The sequence below is a fragment of the Corallococcus interemptor genome, assembly GCF_003668875.1.
Taxonomy (GTDB): Bacteria; Myxococcota; Myxococcia; order Myxococcales; family Myxococcaceae; genus Corallococcus; species Corallococcus interemptor.
This window is the reverse complement of sequence record NZ_RAWM01000006.1, coordinates 74,634-92,299: the sequence shown is the minus strand read 5'-3', so window position 1 is coordinate 92,299 and position 17,666 is coordinate 74,634. Positions and strand designations below refer to the sequence as shown.

Here is a 17,666-nt window from a genome sequence, read left to right as displayed (position 1 = left end):
CCTTTCAAGAACGCTTGCCCACGGTGATGGGCACCTCGCGCAGCTCGCCCGCGCGCAACACCTTCGCCTGGATGGACGTGCCCACCTTCTCGCCGCCCAGGTAGCCCAGCAGGTCCTCCACTCCGTTGAGCGTCTGGCCGCCCAGGCTCACCAGCACGTCGCCCAGCAGCAGCCCGGCCTTCTGCGCGGGGCCGTCCGGATCCACGGAGAGCAGGATGAGGCCCGCCTTGGTGCCGTCGATTTCGCGCGGCAGGCGCACCGGGTAGGCGCCCACGCCCATGTAGCCGCGGCGGATGCCGCCGTGCTCGCGCAGCGAGTCCGCCACGCGCGTCAGCGTGCCGCCGGGAATCACGACCGCGGCGGTGCGCGAGAAGGCCGCAGTGGGGATGCCCAGGAAGCGGCCCTGCGCGTCCACCAGCGCGCCGCCGGAGAAACCCGGAGGCAGGTCGGCGTCGGTCTCCAGGTAGCGGTCCACCTGGCCGCCCGCGTGCGTGCGCCAGTCGCCGCCGGACGCGCTGACGATGCCCAGCGTGGCCCGCGCCGTGCGGCCCGGGCGGCCGATGGCGAGCACGATGTTGCCGACCTTCACGTCATCGAGCGGCGCGGGCGTGAGCGCGGCGAGGCCGCTGGCGTCGGCCTTGAGGAGCGCGAGGTCGGTGCTCGGGTCACGGCCGACGAGCTCGGCGGACACCGAGCGGCCGTCCGCGAGGCCCACCTGGATGGAGCCTTCGTGTTCGACGGCGTGGCTGGTGGTGAGGATGTGACCGTCGGCATCCCAGACGACGCCGCTGGCGCCCCGGCGACGGCGGGCCTCCACGCGGACGAGGGAGGGAGCGATGCGCTCGACGACGGTGGAGATGGACTGCGAGAGGGACTGGAGGGCGTCGGTGGACATGGCGTGTTCCTTTCGAGCCAGAAACTAAAGGGCTCGAAATCGCGCCACATCGGCGGACCGGGCAGGATGGCGACCTACCCGTTCAGGCAGGTCCCCGGTGCTTCGGGCAGGAGGCTTCAGCCCACCTTGCGGAAGCGCTCGTAGCGCTCTTCCAGATAGAGCTTCTTGGGCTGCAATTCCTTCGCGCGCGGCAGCTGGAGCGTCTTGCCCACGAAGCCCTTCAATGCGTGCTCCAGCGTGGGGCCGTCCCGGGTGGCGAGCAGGCTGGGCGCCAGCTCGATGACGCCGTCGGGACGGAAGCCCATCAGGTTCGTGTCGAAGGCGCCGTGGTGGAGCCGGCAGAGCGCCAGTCCGTTGGGGACCTCCGCGTGGCCGCGTTCGTCGCGGTCCGGGAGGATGTGGGCGCCGTCCAACAGCTCCGTGCGAGGAAACGCGCAGACCGCGCAGCGGTGGTCGTAGGCGCGCAGGACGTGCTGGCGGAAGGCCGCCTGGTGCAGCCGCTTCTTGGCCTGCACCGTGGTGTAGCGCCGCTCCAGGGGCAACAGCTTCGCGTCCGCGACGAAGCGCTGTTTCACCATCTCGGGATCGGAGGCCATGACGTGGAAGGAGCGCGAGGCGAGGTCCACGTCGGAGATGTAGACGGGCCACAGGGGCCGGTAGAAACCGGGCTCGATGCCGTAGAAGTAGATGAGCGGTGCGTCCAGTTGCTGTGCGCGCACGAGCCGGCGGTTGTCTCGCGCCTCCACGTCCGTGCCCTGGAACTTGTAGAGGAAGGCTCCATCCGAGGCGATGTTGTCATCGTCGTAACGGGCGACGCGCGTTCCTCGCGGCACGGTGGTCTTGATGGACAGCGCGGTCTCCTGCATCTGCCGGGGCCAGAAGATGCCGCGCGTCCGGTTGGCGAACAGGTGCTGCTCGCCGTGGAGCTGGAAGCCCTCCGCGATGCGCTCCCACGACAGCACTTCTCCATGCCGCTCCACCAACGCGTCCAAGGCGTTGAAGGCCGCCACTCGGATGGCCTGGTCGTTGTCGGAGGGCGTGGGCACGGGTCCACGACCAGGTTACCAGGCTCAGCCTCGTTCGAGCAGGGCGCCACCCGGGCCGAAACCCAGGGACAGACACAGCACGCGGCGTCCCTTCACCTGGGGCGCCCGCCGCGCGGACTCGGCCGCCAGCTCCGCGTCGTTGAGCACGAGCACCGGTCCTCCCGTGTCCGGCAGGCCTGACTGGGCGAGGATGTCCGGGACCAGGGACGCCGTGCCCTCGAAGCCGTAGGTGCAGCCTCCGGGCATCAGGTCCTCATCCAGCGGACACGGCAATGCCAGACACAGCGCGTCCGGTGGCTCACTTGTGCCCTCCGCCAGGAACGTCCGCAGCGCTCCCGCGATGAACGCCACCGTGTCCCGGATGTGATGGCCGTCAGTGGGACGCGGCTGCCCGATGAACAGCGGCGGGAGCGTGGAGAGGTTCCGTTCCATCACCCGCGTGGTGCCAGGACGCGCGAGCTTGATGCTCGTCTGGCCCACGTCCACGCAGAGCGGACTTCGCGCGCCCTGGGCCTCCAGCATGCGCAGCCCCGCGCGCACAGGAGCGAAGCGCGGTGACAGCGCGATGTGCACCGGGCAGCGCAGCGATGCCGTGGCCTCCCGCACCGCCGCGGGAAAACCGTCCAGCTCCGCCAGGCCTCCGCTCAGGTACGCCGCGTCCGGTGCGTGCTGCTTTCCCAGCAGGAAGAGCGCTTCCGCCAGCGGCAGCATCATCCGCGCGGAGAGCGTGGCTCCAGGCACTCCCGCGCGCCGGTCCTCCTCCACCCACGGCGAGCCCAACACCTCCCACAGCTCGCGCCCGAACACCGGCAGGTTCCAGACCTCCAGCGGCGAGACACCGGCGGGGTGATGCCGGCGAGGACTCCACCTGGATGCACTCATGCCACGAGCCCGGCGATGCGTTCGGCCGCGGTCCTCGCGCCATCATTCGCGCGGTAGGACCGGGAGATCTCCGCCACGCGGTCCCGCATCGGCGACTTCGGTTCGAGCAATCGCGCGATGGCCTCGCGGCAGGACTCCACCGTGAGGGTCCTCGGGTCCCTCGCGAGCCCGGCTCCGGACTTCTCCAGGAAGTGCGCCTGCACGGGCTGGTCGTTGCACACCGGCAGCAGCAGCAGCGGCACGCCCGCCGTCATCGCCTCCATCACGGAGTTGGCGCCGCCGTGGGAGATGAACGCCGACGCTCGCTCCAGCACCTGACGCTGCGGCGTGTAGCGGACCGCCACCACGTCACCGGGGAGCGTGCCCGGGAAGTCCGTGTCCGCCAGCTCTCCCGCGCACAGCACCAGCGACACGCCGAAGGGCTTCGCCGCCTCCGCGATGAGGCGGAACAGCTCCGGCTGATACGAAATCTGGCTGCCGAAGGACACGTACAGCACCGGCTTCGCGCCCAGGCGCTCCCAGGGGAAGGGCACCTCGTCGCCTCGGGGTTCGGGCGGAATGGAGGGCCCCACCAGCAGCGTGTCCGGGGGCACTCCCGCGTCCGGGCCCAGGAAGGCCTCGGTGGCGAAGATGACGTTGAGCCGGGGCGACAGGCACTCGCAGGTGCGGAAGCGCGCGTCGAAGCGGTGACGGCGGAACAGCGCCTGCCGGTCGTCCTTCAAGGCCCGCACGTTGCGCAGCAGGGGAATCTCCGGCCGGGGCTCCAGCAGCGTGAGCGCGGAGGACACGCCCGCCCAGGGGATTCCTTCCGTGTGCGCCGCCAGCACCGCCGCGTACTGCATCCCGTCCAGGGCCATCACGTCGGGACGGAAGGCGCGCACCACCTCGCGCACGGGCTCCAGCATCGCGGGGACCGAATCCAGGAGCAGGCCCCGGATCCATTTCCCCAGCGCCACGTCATCGAGCACCAGCTTCGCCAGCGCTTCGCCTCCCGTCTCGATTCCCGGCGGCGCGGCTTCGACGTGCGGCAGCCGCAGCACCTCCACGCCCAGGGACTCCAGCTGCGGCGCGGGTTCCGGGATGCACAACCATCCGACGGTGTGCCCCAGCCGGCGCAGCCATTGGGCCACGCCGACCATCGGGTTGAGGTGGCCCTTCTCGGGTGAGGTGGCGATGAGGACTCGGGACATTCAGGAGGGCGCCTCGGCGTGAGCCTGGAGCATGGCCAGGGACATGAGGCGCATCAACAGCCGATCCATCGGACCGGCCTTCGGGTCATCCGGTGGCAGGCGCATGTAGCGCTCCAGCAGGCCCTGCTCCGCCCGCGAGTCGATGACCTGGAGGGGTTCCAGCCGGGCAGGAGACAGCCACGCGCGATACAGCTCCAGCCAGCGGGACCGCACCGGGCTGGAGAGGGCGGTGTGCCCGTACCGGGGTGTCTTGCGCGCCAGGCGGACCTCCTCCGGAACCAGCGACCGCACGGCGTGCCGGAACAGCCACTTGCCGAACCCATCCCGCGACAGCACGGCCTCCGGCAGGGCCAGCGCCACCCGCGCGAAGCCTTCATCCAGGTACGGCGTGCGGACCGTGAGCCCATGGGCCCGGGCGCCCCGCAGCTCGGGCGGGAGGATGAGCTCGGTGAGCACCCACCGGGCGTATCGCAGCTCCTCGGACGGGAGCGCATCCGCCGAGGGCAGCTCCCACGGCGCGGTCCCCAGGTTGTCCACAGGGGGGCGGCGCGGGGCGTGATCGCTGTCTTCGCGCTCGGAAACAGTCCTCAAGTTGTCCACAGGTGGGGAGCCGTCGCGAGGACCCACGGTTTGATCGGAACCTGGGTTCCTGGAGGGAATGGATGGCTTTGATTCCTGATCGCCACGCCGGGCCCCGGCCCGCGGCGGTCCCGAGTTGTCCACAGCCCCGGCGGCTGTCTCATGATCGTGCGAGCCGGCCCGGAACGGCGCCCCCGAGTTGTCCACAGCCACCAGGACCCGCGCGGCCAGGGCCCGGTCCTCGTCCACGCGCGCCTTCGCGGAGGCGAGCACCCCCGGCGTGCCCTGGAGCACTTCATCCGCGCCCGCGCCGCTCAGGAGGACGGGGCCCGCGCCCTGCCGCCGGGCCTCCAGATAGAAGACGTAGCTGGCCACGGCCCGGGCGTTGAGGATGACCGTCTGGTTGGCGAGGACCGCGTGCTCGAACAGGTCCGGGAGCACGGCGTCCGGGATGTGCACGTCCACCAGCTCCGCGCCCGTCACCTTCGCCATCCGCCGCGCGTTGCCGCGCTCCACCGCGTCCGCGAAGTGCACGTCCATGGTCCACGCGCGCACCTTCCCGGGAGCATGGCGCGCGGCCATCGCGCACAGGGCCGCGCTGTCCACGCCGCCGCTCAGGCTGACTTCGTGCGTGCCCGCTTCGACATGAGCTCGCACGGTGCCTGACCAGGCGGACAGCAGCCGCTGCGTGAGCCCTTCCTCGTCCCGTGCGTCGAGTTCCCGGGCGACTCGCGGCAGGGCCACGCTGATGGGCTCCGACCCTGGCCACAGGCCCGCGTTGGACGCGCGGGCATGCAGCAGCAGGTCGCTCACCGCCCGAGGAGACAGGCCACGCGCGGGAGACACCTTGGGAGGGTGGGTCGGCATGCGGTCCGCATCATAGGGGCACGAGAGGGTGCGATATCCTCCGAAGGCGAACAGGGAAGGGCGGGATGATGCGGGACGATGCGGTGGACGTCGTGTTGCGGGAGCGCTTCGGTCTGGAGTCCTTCCGGCCCGGGCAGCGTGAAGTGCTTACGGCGTTGCTGAAGCCCCAGGGCTCCGCGCTCGCGGTGTTCCCCACGGGCGGTGGCAAGTCGCTGTGCTACCAGCTGCCCGCGCTGCTCCTGGACGGGCTCACGGTGGTGGTGTCACCGCTCATCGCGTTGATGAAGGATCAGATCGACGCGCTGGAGCGGCGGGGCATCCGCGCCGCGCGGCTGGACTCCTCCCTGTCACTGGAGGAGTCGCGCGAGGTGACGGAGTCCCTGCGCGACGGGACGCTGAAGCTGCTCTACGTGGCCCCGGAGCGCTTCAACAACGAGCGCTTCATGGGGCTCTTGAGCGAGCTGTCCATCTCCCTCTTCGCGGTGGACGAAGCGCACTGCGTCTCCGAGTGGGGCCACAACTTCCGGCCGGACTACCTCAAGCTCGCGCAGGCGGCCCGCACGCTCCAGGCCGAGCGCATCCTGGCGCTCACCGCCACGGCCACGCCGCAGGTGGTGCACGACATCTGCGAGGGCTTCGGCATCCCGGAGTCGCAAGCGGTCGTCACCGGCTTCTACCGGAACAACCTCACGCTGGAGACCACGCCCACGGGGCCGGAGGCGCGCGATGCGCTGCTCGTGGAACGTCTCAAGTCGCGCCCGCCCGGCTCCACCATCGTCTACGTCACGCTGCAGAAGACAGCGGAGCGCGTGGCGGCGCTCTTGAGCGCGGAGGGCCTGCCCGCGAGCGCGTATCACGCGGGGCTCGAATCCGAGGATCGTGAGCGGGTGCAGGAGGCGTGGACCCATTCCGCGAAGAACATCGTCGTGGCGACCATCGCGTTCGGGATGGGCATCGACAAGGCGGACGTGCGCGCCGTGTATCACTACAACCTGCCCAAGGGCCTGGAGAGCTACAGCCAGGAGATTGGCCGCGCGGGCCGTGACGGCAAGCCCTCCGTGGTGGAGCTGCTCGCGTGCCCGGATGACGTGCCCACGCTGGAGAACTTCGCGCTGGGGGACACGCCGCTGCCGGAGGCGCTGACGGCGCTGGTGAAGGAGCTGTTGGGCTCGGGGCCGGAGCTGCACCTGGACCTGTACGCGCTGGGCAACCGCCACGACCTGCGGCCCCTGGTGCTGCGCACGGCGCTCACGTACCTGGAATTGGAGGGCGTGCTGCGCCAGGGCACGCCGTACTACGCGGGCTACAAGGTGCAGCCGGCGGGTTCGGTGGATGCGCTCGTGGGCCGGTTCCAGGGGGAGCGCGCGCGCTTCGTGCAGGAGCTGTTCGCGCACGCGAAGAAGGGACGCACCTGGTACACGTTCGATGTCACCGAGGTCGCGAAGGCGTTGAATCAGCCGCGCGAACGGGTGGTGAAGGCGCTCGACTACTTCCAGGAGCAGGGCTACGCGGAGGTGCAGGTGGCCGAACCGCGCCAGCGCTTCACGCGGCTGCGCGAGCACGAGGACGCCAAGGCGCTCGTGGCCCTGTTGCAGGAGCGCTTCCAGAAGCGCGAGGCCCAGGAGGTGTCACGGGTGCGCGACGTGCTCCGGCTCGTCACGCACGACGGTTGTCAGAGCAACGCGCTGGTGGCCCACTTCGGTGAGCACCGCGAAGCGCCGTGCGGCCACTGCACGTACTGCCGCACGGGCGTGGCGCGCGTGCTGCCGCCACCGCATCCCCGGCCGGAGCTGCGCGAACAGCTGGACGCGGCCACGTTCCGGTCGCTCGTGACGAAGCACCCGGAGGCGCTGGGCCATCCGCGTCAGGCGGCCCGCTTCCTCTGTGGACTGAGCAGCCCCGCGCTCTCCAAGGCGAAGCTCAGCGGGCACAAGCTCTTCGGCGTCCTGGCTGAATATCCGTTCGCCCAGGTGCTGTCGTTCTGTGAAGGCTCAGCGGAGCGCGGCCAGCAGGCTCGGTGAGAAGGGCGGCAGGGCAGCCCGGAGCGTCTTTCCGGCCCCTTCGCGGATCGCGCGACGGAAGGGGGCATCGGTGAGCGCCCAGAACCGCAGCTCGCGCCCGAACTCCGCGTCGAGCCGCGCGGCCTTCTGTTCATCGACCTCGAGCGTGGTCGCGAGGCCCTTCAGGACGTCGGCCTCATCGAGTCCGCTGAAGGTGGCGGCCACGGTTTCGGAAGACGTCTGACGGAGCGCCGGCTCCAGCTCCGTCACGTCCGGGAGCGGAGCCTCCAGGCACGCCTTCGCGTTGACGAGGCCCGCGCCCCACGCGAGCTGGCTCTGGGGCCAGGGGTCACAGGTGGCGCGGAGCACGTGGCGGAAGACCCGCGCGAGCGTCGCCCCACCCTGGTATCGCGCGAGCAGCGAATCCCGGCCATGGTGCGCCAGCCAGAGTGCTGCGATTCCCGCGACGATGGCCGTCGCATACGAAGTGCCGCTGCTCTGCTCGACCTTGTCGACGGGCTGCGCGGTCCAGACGTTCTCGCCCGGGCCGGTGGCGTCCACCGCCTTGCCATAGGCGGAGTGGGCCCAGGGCTGGGCGCTCGCGTTGCATGCGGCCATCGCGACGACTTCGGCGTAGGCGCCCGGCCAGACGACGATGGGGCCCGTGTAGTTGCCCGCGGCGGCGATGACGATGATGTTCGCCTGCACCGCCTGCTGGATGGCCCGGTGCATTCCGGCATTGGGCAGCCACCCCAGGCTGATGCTGATGACGTGGACGCCCCGCTGGATGGCGAACCCGATGGCGTCGCGCAGCCGGTCGGCGCCCACGTTGAACAGCACGGGCGCGGGGACGAACAGCGTGGGCTTCGCGACGCGCAGCGGGATGACCTCGGCCTTCGGCGCGATGCCATCCACGAACAGCGTCCCATCCGCGTTCGGGCCGTTGTACGGGCTGGACATGACGCTCGCGGTGCCCAGCCCGTGGCCTCCGCCCGGGTTCTCCGTCGTGGGGTCGTCGTCGATGAAGTCCCAGCCGAGCTTCGGCGTGAAGTTCGGTCCCAACTCGGGGTGGGGCAGGTAGCCGCTGTCCGGATGGCCGATGAGGATGCCTTCGCCCTGGCTCGCGCCGCCGGGCAGCTGCCATGCCTCGTCCGCCTTCACGAAGCGCAGGCTCCAATCACAGTCATTCGCGTTGAACGTCCGCGCCGTGTCCCCGGCTGGACCCGGTTCCGCGTAGACCGCCTCGAACGCCGGATCCGCATCCTCCACACCCGGGTCCGCCTGGAGCCGGCGTGCCAGCTCCCACGCCTGCGCGGGCTCGATGATGCCGGGCGGGAGCAGGTCGAACGCACGGCCGGTGGGCGCATAGGGCGCCGGGCGGATGATCCACGGCTCCGTCCCGGCGAGCTCCGCCACGGCCTTCTCCAGGCTGGTCCGGTCGAAGCCCTCCCGGAGGAGGACGTCGAGGGCGCGGAGCTTCGTGGACTCGAACTGCTCGGGCGGCGGCGCCATGGTGGCGCACCTGTACCTCCAGGACTTCGTGAGGGGCTACGGACCTCCAGGGCGGTGCGGGCGTGAACAGCTGGACGTGACCATTCGCGCAGGCGCAGGCGCTCTGTGAGGCACAGGGGCGCAGCGAGTGGTCACACCGAGGTCACTGGGAAGTCGTAGGTCTGCTGGAGCGCCTTGCGCAGCTCTTCGTCCTGGCAGAGTTTGTCCACGACCGATGCAAATGAGCATCCTGCGGCATGCACATCGCGCGCAGGGAATGCCTCGGAGGCCAGTGCGCTGTTGTGCTTCGCGCCCAGGCAGACCTGTTCCTTGGGCTTCCTGACCTCATCGAGCGTGTGCCGCTCTTGCTCCCAGCGTTGGAACTGGTCGGCGTCTCGCCCACCGTAATGGCGCTCGCAAAGACGGATGGCCACACGGGTGTTTTGGAAAAGCCAGGCTTCGATGCTGTAGAACGGGACAATCCGCTTGAGGCGATTCATCCGCTGGCGCGCTTGGGCTTCGACTTCCTGCTGCGCGACGGGTGTGGCGGCGCGTGTTGCCCGGGTCGAAAACTGCTCGACGATGAGCGTGTAGACCTTTGCCTCGATGAGTTGGCTGAACTTCGCCACATTCTCACTCGAGGAACGTTCAGACCAGGGACGGTCTCCATCGAAATGGAAAAACGCCCAGCCATGATCACGCAGGAGTTGAGTCGCCAGAGTCCGGACCAACTCCACCTGGTGGCGACGGTCGCGAGCCTTTTCGCTCTTCCACACATTCGCATGAAGGGCTCTGAGCGCTTCCGCGCTTCGAACAGGTTCAAAGGAAAGGCGGGCAGGCTGCGTCTGCGTGTACGCATCGACCTGCTTCAAGATCTCCTTCGCAAGCCGCTGAAGGGTGTCGAAAGCGTCGCTCCCAGAGTCTTCACTCAAGAGAAGGACAGAGAGGGCGGGCTGCGACGGGCTCACCACAACCCCCGAGTACGCAGGATTTCGCTGACGTGCTGGATGCCCACCTGGTACGCATCGAAGAAGCCCTGGGCTTCCTCCGAGGACATGTTCTCCCAGGTCACCTGAGTCCGATCTTCCTGCGCCTCGCTGCGACAATGAACAAAGCAGGACTGGACTTCTTCAGCTGTGTCAAATGACAGGTAATCCAGGAGCAGAGGGTTCTGGCTGGTCAGGAAGGCCTGCCGGCCATTCAAGTCCTCCAGGCATGCCTCGATCCATTCGTGATGCATGCCGTTCACAAGCTCGTCGGCAACAACAACAGATGGATTGAAAGCCATTTGGTAGTAGAAAGCCAGAAGCCGTTTCTGCCCGTAGCTGAGATGGGAATAGGACAGGATGGTTCTATCCGGTCTGGAAAACTCGAAGCGAATATTCCCGAAGTCAATGTCCTCTGCGTATCCGAAGGGACGGCGGGCTGTTCGTTCTAGTTTGGCATTCGCGACATCCAGCCCCACGAGGTGGATGAACTTGTTCAGGAAGTCAGCGGTGTGATTTCCCGTACTGAGACGGATCTCGTCTGCATCCGGATACCGGCGGAGCTGAAGCTGGGCTTCTTTGAGGATGGGAACAGGACTGTTACCAAAGAATAGAAGCCCTCCCTTGCGCTCCCCAAGTGGCGGAATATTGCGCGCCGAAAAAAGGCGCGGGTTGGAGGTGGCTCCCGTTAGGAGTTCAAGCGATTCGTCCAGTCGATTGACGGAATGGTTGGCCCTGAAGATTGACAGCAGCCGCGTTGCTGTAGGTCCGTAGAACTCGTTAAGGTCTGCAGTCTGAATGTGCGAGACGATGTCTATAAGACTCGCTGTGTCGTTTGGGATGGTGAAATAGTCCGGGATTTCCTTGAGGACTTTTTCAGGCGTGCGGATGAGCACTTGCTCTATTCTGAAGCTGGCGGTGATGGGTGGCGTGAATTCGGGGCCTGAGAGGCACCCCTTTAAACATCTTCGGCACCAGTTCTCTGCGTGGAGGCGTGCTGGCTGGCGAGCAGGTGTGCGCTGCAAGGGGCTGCTCCATCGGCACGCCCTGTCCCCTGGGCGGACGGTGGCCCCTTGGCCACTCTTGGACTGGGGGTCTACCGTCATGTTCGATGCCATCGTGAAGCGCTTCGTTGCCGAGAGTCCACTCACCGTCATGGCCCGGGTGGTGCTTGAGCGAGCCTGTGACGCGGCGTGGGTAGATGCGGCGTTCCAGGAGCACCGGGGGCGACAGTATGAGCGCGAGTTGCTCTTCTCCGACGTTGTCGACCGCATGAGTTTGGTGGTGCTGGGCCTGCGCCCCTCGCTGCATGCGGCGGCGCAGCGGCATCGCCTGCCTGTCTCGGTGCAGGCGCTCTACAAGAAGGTGAACCGGACCGAGCCGGCGGTCCTCCGGGCGCTGGTGCGTGGCGCGTACGCCAGGTTGGCTCCGGTGCGCTGTGCAATGGAGCAGGGGGATGCGGTGTGCGAAGGGATGGCCGTCCGCATCGTGGACGGCAACGACTTGCCAGCCAGTGACAAGCGCCTTTCTGCGTTGCGTGGCTTCCGGGGCGCTGCGATGCCAGGCCAATCCCTCGTGCTTTATGACCCGGACCTGGACCTGGTGGCCGACGTGCTGCCCTGGGAGGACGCGCATGACCATGAGCGCTCGCTGCTGAAGCACTTGCTGCCGCACGTCGAGCCAGGCCACCTCTGGGTGGCGGACCGGGGATTCAGCACGCGCTCGATTCTCCAGGCCTTCGCCGCGCACGACGCCTTCCTGCTCGTGCGGGAGCATGCTCGCAATCCCTCACCGACCGAGGAGCGCCCGCGGCGGAAGGTGGGGCGCATCGAAACGGGGACGGTCTTCGAGCAGGCGGTGTCCATTCCAGACGGAGCAGGTGGCATGCTGCGACTGCGGCGCATCGAGATTGAACTCGACACGCCCACTGAGGACGGCGAAGCCGTCATCCGGCTGCTGACGAATGTCCCGGCGGACCGCAAGGGGGCCACAACGCTCGCACGGCTGTACCGCACGCGCTGGCGGATTGAATGTCTTTTTGGTCGCCTGGAGTCTGTCCTTGAGAGCGAGGTGCAAAGCCTTGGCTCGCCTCGGGGCGCCCTGCTTGGATTCTGCGTCGCACTGGTGGCCTACGACGTGTTGGCCCTATTGCAGGCGGCGGTGCGGACCGCGCATCCGGTGTGCAAGGAAAAGCCCATCTCCTCTTTCTACATCGCGGCCGAGTTGCGCGAGTACTACGGCGGAATGAAGGCCGCCCTTCCGGAGGCAGTCTGGCTGCCATACGAAAGCAAGACATCGGTGCAGCTGGCCCGGACGCTCGTGACAATGGCAAAGCACGTCGACCCGGCGATGCTCTTCAAGCACCCTCGCGGGCCGAAGCCAAGGAAGCAGAAGGGCTACGCGCCAGGAAGCGAGGTGCGCCGACAGGTCGCGACATCACGCGTCCTCGCTGCCGGCACCGTCGACTACGTCGAGCAAGATGTTTAAAGGGATGGGCCTGAGAGGGTGATTTCGCCAGACACGGAGGGGCGCACATCCGATGAAGCTCGAGTGAGCGCCGGGTCTCCCCAGATAGGGCCTTGCCCGCTCAGCGGAGGCAAATCCAGCGGAGAAAGCTGGAGGGTGTTACGCAGGTGGACTTCAATCTGATCCTGGCCTGCCTCCAGTTCGTATTCGAGCTGGAATGGCTCATCAAGAAGCGCAGTGAAGTCCCCGCGCAACGCCATGACGATGAGGTTCAGCAGCGTCGTCTTTCCGCTGCCGTTCTTGCCCAGGAGGAGATTGAGGGAATCACGGAAGTGAAGCTCCGTGCCCGGGGCGACGTGCCGGAATTCATCAATCTTGAGTCGTCTCAGTTTCGTCATGGGCCGGGCCACCCTACCAGGACCCCGGAGGACGGAGGGATGGGAACCCTGAGTCCAGGTGCGCCGAGGTGGAGTTGTCCACCTTGGAGCCTGGAGGCAGACTTCCCGCATGGCGACGCTGATTCCCTCCCTGAACCAGTGCCTCGGCCGGATGCAGGCCGGCGAGAAGCGGTTTGCTCGCCGGTTGGAGGAGAAGCTCGAGGACGACTACCTGCTCTGGTACGACGTCCCCATCGGGGGAACGGGGCACCATCCGGACTTCATCATCCTGCATCCGCGCCGGGGCCTGCTGGTGCTCGAGGTGAAGGACTGGAAGCGCGACACCCTCCAGAACATCGACAAGACGCGCGCGGTCCTGATGACGCCGACGGGTCTCAAGGAGGTGGCCAATCCCTTCGAGCAGTCTCGTCTCTACGCCCAGGAGATCGCGACGCTGCTCCAGCGTGACCCGATGCTCGTATGTCCGGAGGGCCCATATCGGGGGCGCCTGGTCCTGCCCTGGAGCCACGGGGTCGTGCTCTCGAACATCACCCGGAAGCAGTTCGACGAGGGACACCTGGGGAATGTGCTGCCTGCCTCTCGCGTCATCTGCCGGGATGAGATGGCGGAGGACGCTGAGCCCGAACAGTTCCAGAAGCGGCTCTGGGACATGTTCCCGTGGTCACCTGCGCAACCCATCTCCTTGCCGCAGTTGGACCGGATCCGCTGGCACGTCTTCCCTGAACTGCGGGTTGGCAGTGGCCCGCTCGCCCGTTCCGCGCCAGTCCAGGCGGAACTGGAGCTTTCGGTCCCGGACCTCATCCGCATCATGGACCTCCAGCAGGAGCAGCTGGCTCGCAGTCTGGGAGAGGGACACCGTGTCATCCACGGGGTCGCGGGCTCCGGCAAGACGATGATCCTGGGCTACCGCTGTCTTCAACTGGCCCGGACGCTCCGCCGCCCGATTCTCGTCCTCTGTTTCGGGAAGCCGCTCTATGGCTGGCTGGAGCAGATGCTGCGGGCCCAGGGCCTTTCAGGGCACGTGGTCATCCAGACCTTTCATGCCTGGTGCTACGCCCAGCTCCGCCATTTCCATGCGGGACTTCCACCCCAGGGCCTGTCGTCCGATGAGTTCTCCGAGCAGCTCGTTCAGCGCGTCATCGCCGCCGTGGATCGCGGCCTCATTCCCCGGGCGCAATACGGGGCCGTGCTCATCGACGAAGGACACGACTTCCAGCCCGAGTGGTTCAAGCTCATCTCGCAGATGGTGGATCCGAGCACGAACTCACTCCTGCTGCTCTACGACGACGCCCAGACCATCTACCCGCACAAGCGCTTCAGCTTCCGGAGCGTGGGCATCCAGGCGCAGGGACGTACCACCATCCTGCGACTCAACTACCGCAACACCGCGGACATCCTCCAGTTCGCCGCCGACTTCGCGCGTGAGGTGCTGACGCCCAGCGACGCGGACGAGGATGGTGTCCCACTGGTCCAGCCCCAATCCGCGGGTCGCCGTGGACCGGTCCCGAAGATCGTCGCATTGCCCAATCTGTATGAAGAGCTGCGCTACATCGCGGGCCGCTTCCAGCAACTCCACGCGGAAGGCCACGCCTGGAATGAGATGGCGCTGCTCTATCGCAGTGCGGACATGGGGCAGCGTGCCGTCCAGCAGCTGACCCGGATGGGCATTCCTCTGCAATGGGTGGGCAAAGGCTCCGGCCAATCCGCCTTCAAGTCCTCCGAGGCGAGCGTGAAGGTGCTGACGTTCCACTCCAGCAAGGGGCTGGAGTTCCCGGTCGTCGCCATTCCCCGCCTCAAGCGCCCAGCCGCCGAGCATCCCGATGCCAAGAAAGAAGCTCGCTTGCTCTACGTGGCGATGACCCGTGCGATGGACCAACTCGTCCTCACCGTGAGTTGAGGACAATCAGGGTTAGACTCCCGCGCCGTGCGCTACGAGCTTCACGACAGCCGCGTCCTCACCTGGTCCCTGGAGACGCACGTCACCACGCACTGCAACCTGCGCTGCGCGCAGTGCTGCCCCCTGTCGCCGCACCTGCCCGCGTGGGCCGTGTCGCCCCAGGCGCTGGCCGAGGACCTTCGCCGGCTGTCGCGTGTGCTCAAGCCCAACGTCTTCAAGCTCACCGGCGGTGAGCCCTTCCTCCACCCGGACCTGCCCGCCGTGCTGGACGGGGTGCGCGCGTCCGGCATCACCGACCAGGTGTCCGTCACCACCAACGGCTTCCTCGCCCAGAGCGCCCCCGACGCCGTGTACGAACGGCTCGACCGGATGACGCTGTCGTTCTACACGTCCGCGCCCCTGCCTGAACGCTCCATCGCCCGCATCACCGAGCGCTGCGACCAGCACGGTGTCCACCTCACGGTGAAGGCCATCGACCGCTTCCAGCGCATCACCCCGGACGCGCCCCTCGCGTCCGACGCGGAGGTCCAGGACGTCTTCGCGAAGTGCTGGCTCAAGCAGCGCTGCCACCTGGTCCACCAGGGCCGCTTCTACACCTGCACCCGGCCGCCCCACGTCGCCACCGTCCTCGCCGCCCAGCACCCGCACCTGCCCGCGCTCGCCAGGGACGACGGTGTTCCGCTCGACGACCCGGACCTCCTCACGCGCCTGCTGACCTATCTGGAACGCGACGTGCCGCTGGCCACCTGCCGCCACTGCCTGGGCTCCAGCGGTCCCTGGGAACCCCACGCGCAGCTGCCTCGCGCCCGCGCCGCTTCCTGATCAGCGTGGTGCTTGCAGGGGCAGCTCCACGGTGAAGATGGAGCCCTGGCCCAGGCGGCTCTCCACGCGCACCGTGCCGCCCATGGCCTCCACCAGCGTGCGGGTGATGTAGAGCCCCAGGCCCAGGCCGCCGTAGTGCCGGTCACTCACCGCGCGCTCGAAGCGGCCGAAGAGGCGCGGCAGGGACTCTTCTGAGATGCCGATGCCCTGGTCCCGCACCGTCAGCGCCGCCTTCCCGTCGCGCGTCTCCAGCCGGACGTGGATGGGGCGCCCCTGGCCGTACTTGATGGCGTTGTCCACCAGGTTCACCACCACCTGCTCCAGGCGCGCCCGGTCCCACGTGCCCATCATCACGGCGTCCGTGCCCTCCAGCTGGAGCACGGAGCCGGAGCGCGCGGCGGGGCCCTCGTAGGCGGCCACCACGTCGCGCACCAGCTCCACCAGGTCCATGGACACGCACTCCAGCGACAGCCGGCCCGCGGCGATGCGCGACACGTCCAGCAGGTCGTTCACCAGCTCCGCCAGCTTCTTCATCTGCCGCGAGCCCACGTCCAGGTAGCGCTCCACCAGCTCGCGCGGCACCGGGCCCGGGTTGCGGTCCAGCTCGCGCCGCAGCGCCTGGAGCTTGAGGTTGAGCGGCGTGAGCGGCGTCTTCAGCTCGTGGCTCGCGATGGACAGGAACTCGTCGCGCAGGCGCACCGCCTCTCGCGCCTCGCGGTACAGCCGCGCGTTCTCCAGGGAGAGCGCGGCGCGGTTGGCCAGCTCCTGGAGGAAGGGCAGGTCCGCGCGCGTGTAGACCCGCCCGGAGCGGTGCGTGGTGACGAAGCTGAGCAGCCCCAGCGAACGCTCCCCGACCACCAGCGGCACCACCACCAGCGAGCGGACGCGCAGCTCCTTGAGCAGCGCGATGCGCTCCGGGTCGCTCGTTATCTGGGGAAGGAGCTCGTCGTTGAAGTCCTCGATGAAGAAGGGCTGGCCGTGGAACAGCGGGGCCGCGCCGGCCAGCTTGGGGAGGCCCGACTCGTACGTCGTGCGGGACCGCAGCGGCTCCGCGAACGCTTCCGGCTCCGTGGCCGCGTGCTCCACCTCCATGCGCTGGAAGGTGCCGTCCTCCAGCGCGCTGTCGATGAGGCACCAGTCCGCCAGCGTGGGGACCGCCAGGCGCACCACGTTGCGCAGCGTGGCCTTGTAGTCCAGCGACGTGGCCAGGAAGGAGCTGGCCCCCGCCAGCAGCCGCAGGTGCTCTTCGTTGTGCGACAGCTCGCGCGCCAGCCGCTCCGCCCGGGCGCGCGCGCGCACCAGGTCCGTCACGTCGAAGCCGAAGCCCGCGATGCCGTCCACGTTCCCGTGCGTGTCGTGCGTGGGCGTGTACGTGACGTCGAAGATGGACTCGCGCACGGAGCCATCCGGCTGCGGCAGCTTGAGGGACACCTCCCGCCCCACGAAGGGCTCCCCCGTCGCATAGACGCGGTCGAGGATGCGGGCCACGCGCTCGGCCTCCCGCCTTGGCCCCACCTCGCGCACGGGCAGGCCCAGCAGTTGTGGCGGGTTGTTCAGCAGCGTGGCGTTGAGGGGGTTGGACAGCTCGAAGACGTGCTGGGGCCCGCGGAAGATGACCAGGTGCGCGGGCGCGTGCGTGAACAGCTCGTGCAGCCGCATGCGCTCGTACTCGGCGGCGGCGCGGGAGGCGCGCTCGCGCTCCAGCAGGTCCGCGCGGTCCGCGTTGGCCCGGCGCAGGCGCACGTTGAGCAGCGTCACGAACAGCGAGAGCGCCAGGAAGAAGGCCAGCGCGATGACGTTGCCCGGGTGGATCATCCAGTTCCCCAGCGGGGACAGGAAGAAGTAGTCCACCATCAACAGCGACAGGGCCGTCGCCACCAGCCCCGGCCCCCAGCCTCCCCGCCAGCCCGCGAACGCCACGGCGGCGAAGAAGGCCAGGAACGGCCCGCTGGCCATGTAGGGCCACAAGAGCCGCTGGGCCAGGAGCGCCACCACGACCGCCGTCACCGCCAGCGCGTAGCTCAGCAGCGTGGAGCCCTCCTCCTTCGGAAGGGACTCCGGTGTGCGCGGAGGCGGCGAGGAGGAGGGCGCCGGCGGGTGCGGCGGCAGGGACGGAGCGGGCGCGGTCATGCGAAGCGCAGGGCGGA

14 protein-coding genes are annotated in these 17,666 nt (G+C 68.3%); 4 read left to right on the top strand and 10 right to left on the bottom strand.

Features of this window, described 5'->3' with window-relative positions:
* Nucleotides 1-4: 4 nt before the first annotated feature.
* The 5 genes from D7X96_RS03910 to D7X96_RS03890 form a co-directional block, all read right to left on the bottom strand.
* On the bottom strand, nt 5-895 hold the full coding sequence (locus tag D7X96_RS03910; protein WP_121769015.1) for a S1C family serine protease: 891 nt from the start codon (nt 893-895) through the stop codon (nt 5-7).
* Between the two features lie 116 nt (nt 896-1,011).
* On the bottom strand, nt 1,012-1,941 hold the full coding sequence (locus D7X96_RS03905; protein ID WP_121723473.1) for an HNH endonuclease: 930 nt from the start codon (nt 1,939-1,941) through the stop codon (nt 1,012-1,014).
* 24 nt (nt 1,942-1,965) lie between these two features.
* On the bottom strand, nt 1,966-2,823 hold the full coding sequence (locus tag D7X96_RS03900) for an ROK family protein (RefSeq protein ID WP_121723472.1): 858 nt from the start codon (nt 2,821-2,823) through the stop codon (nt 1,966-1,968).
* The gene (locus D7X96_RS03895) at nt 2,820-4,013 is read right to left on the bottom strand and encodes a glycosyltransferase (protein WP_121769014.1); all 1,194 of its coding nucleotides are present in this window, start codon (nt 4,011-4,013) and stop codon (nt 2,820-2,822) included. The genes D7X96_RS03900 and D7X96_RS03895 overlap by 4 nt, the downstream gene beginning before the upstream one ends.
* Nucleotides 4,014-5,459 (bottom strand): asparagine synthase-related protein, encoded by a 1,446-nt coding sequence (locus tag D7X96_RS03890; protein ID WP_121769013.1) that lies wholly within the window; start codon nt 5,457-5,459, stop codon nt 4,014-4,016.
* A 65-nt stretch (nt 5,460-5,524) separates the two neighbouring features.
* On the opposite strand from D7X96_RS03890, the gene D7X96_RS03885 reads away from it, so the two are divergent.
* Nucleotides 5,525-7,480 (top strand): RecQ family ATP-dependent DNA helicase, encoded by a 1,956-nt coding sequence (locus D7X96_RS03885; RefSeq protein ID WP_279637348.1) that lies wholly within the window; start codon nt 5,525-5,527, stop codon nt 7,478-7,480.
* On the opposite strand, the gene D7X96_RS03880 is transcribed toward D7X96_RS03885, so the two are convergent.
* The 3 genes from D7X96_RS03880 to D7X96_RS03870 form a co-directional block, all read right to left on the bottom strand.
* Nucleotides 7,451-8,971: a S8 family peptidase gene (locus D7X96_RS03880; RefSeq protein WP_121769012.1), complete on the bottom strand. Its 1,521-nt coding sequence runs from the start codon at nt 8,969-8,971 to the stop codon at nt 7,451-7,453. The two genes, D7X96_RS03885 and D7X96_RS03880, sit on opposite strands and share 30 nt — an antisense overlap.
* 131 nt (nt 8,972-9,102) lie before the next feature.
* Nucleotides 9,103-9,822, bottom strand: coding sequence for a hypothetical protein (locus tag D7X96_RS03875; RefSeq protein ID WP_147442664.1), 720 nt, complete (start codon nt 9,820-9,822; stop codon nt 9,103-9,105).
* Between the two features lie 92 nt (nt 9,823-9,914).
* Entirely contained in the window at nt 9,915-10,832 is a 918-nt protein-coding gene (locus D7X96_RS03870; protein WP_158626545.1) for an AAA family ATPase, read from the bottom strand.
* Nucleotides 10,833-11,091: 259 nt separating this feature from the next.
* On the opposite strand from D7X96_RS03870, the gene D7X96_RS03865 reads away from it, so the two are divergent.
* The gene (locus D7X96_RS03865; RefSeq protein WP_121725693.1) at nt 11,092-12,423 is read left to right on the top strand and encodes an IS4 family transposase; all 1,332 of its coding nucleotides are present in this window, start codon (nt 11,092-11,094) and stop codon (nt 12,421-12,423) included.
* Here D7X96_RS03865 and D7X96_RS03860 read toward each other — a convergent pair.
* Nucleotides 12,420-12,800 (bottom strand): ATP-binding protein, encoded by a 381-nt coding sequence (locus tag D7X96_RS03860; protein WP_121769010.1) that lies wholly within the window; start codon nt 12,798-12,800, stop codon nt 12,420-12,422. The two genes, D7X96_RS03865 and D7X96_RS03860, sit on opposite strands and share 4 nt — an antisense overlap.
* A 109-nt stretch (nt 12,801-12,909) precedes the next feature.
* On the opposite strand from D7X96_RS03860, the gene D7X96_RS03855 reads away from it, so the two are divergent.
* Complete coding sequence (locus tag D7X96_RS03855; RefSeq protein ID WP_208647261.1) at nt 12,910-14,697, top strand: DEAD/DEAH box helicase; 1,788 nt, start codon at nt 12,910-12,912, stop codon at nt 14,695-14,697.
* Between the two features lie 27 nt (nt 14,698-14,724).
* Nucleotides 14,725-15,519, top strand: coding sequence for a radical SAM protein (locus D7X96_RS03850; RefSeq protein WP_121769009.1), 795 nt, complete (start codon nt 14,725-14,727; stop codon nt 15,517-15,519).
* On the opposite strand, the gene D7X96_RS03845 is transcribed toward D7X96_RS03850, so the two are convergent.
* Nucleotides 15,520-17,649 carry a sensor histidine kinase gene (locus tag D7X96_RS03845; protein WP_121769008.1) on the bottom strand — a complete coding sequence of 710 codons (2,130 nt, stop codon included), beginning with the start codon at nt 17,647-17,649 and terminating at the stop codon, nt 15,520-15,522.
* Nucleotides 17,650-17,666 lie beyond the last annotated feature (17 nt).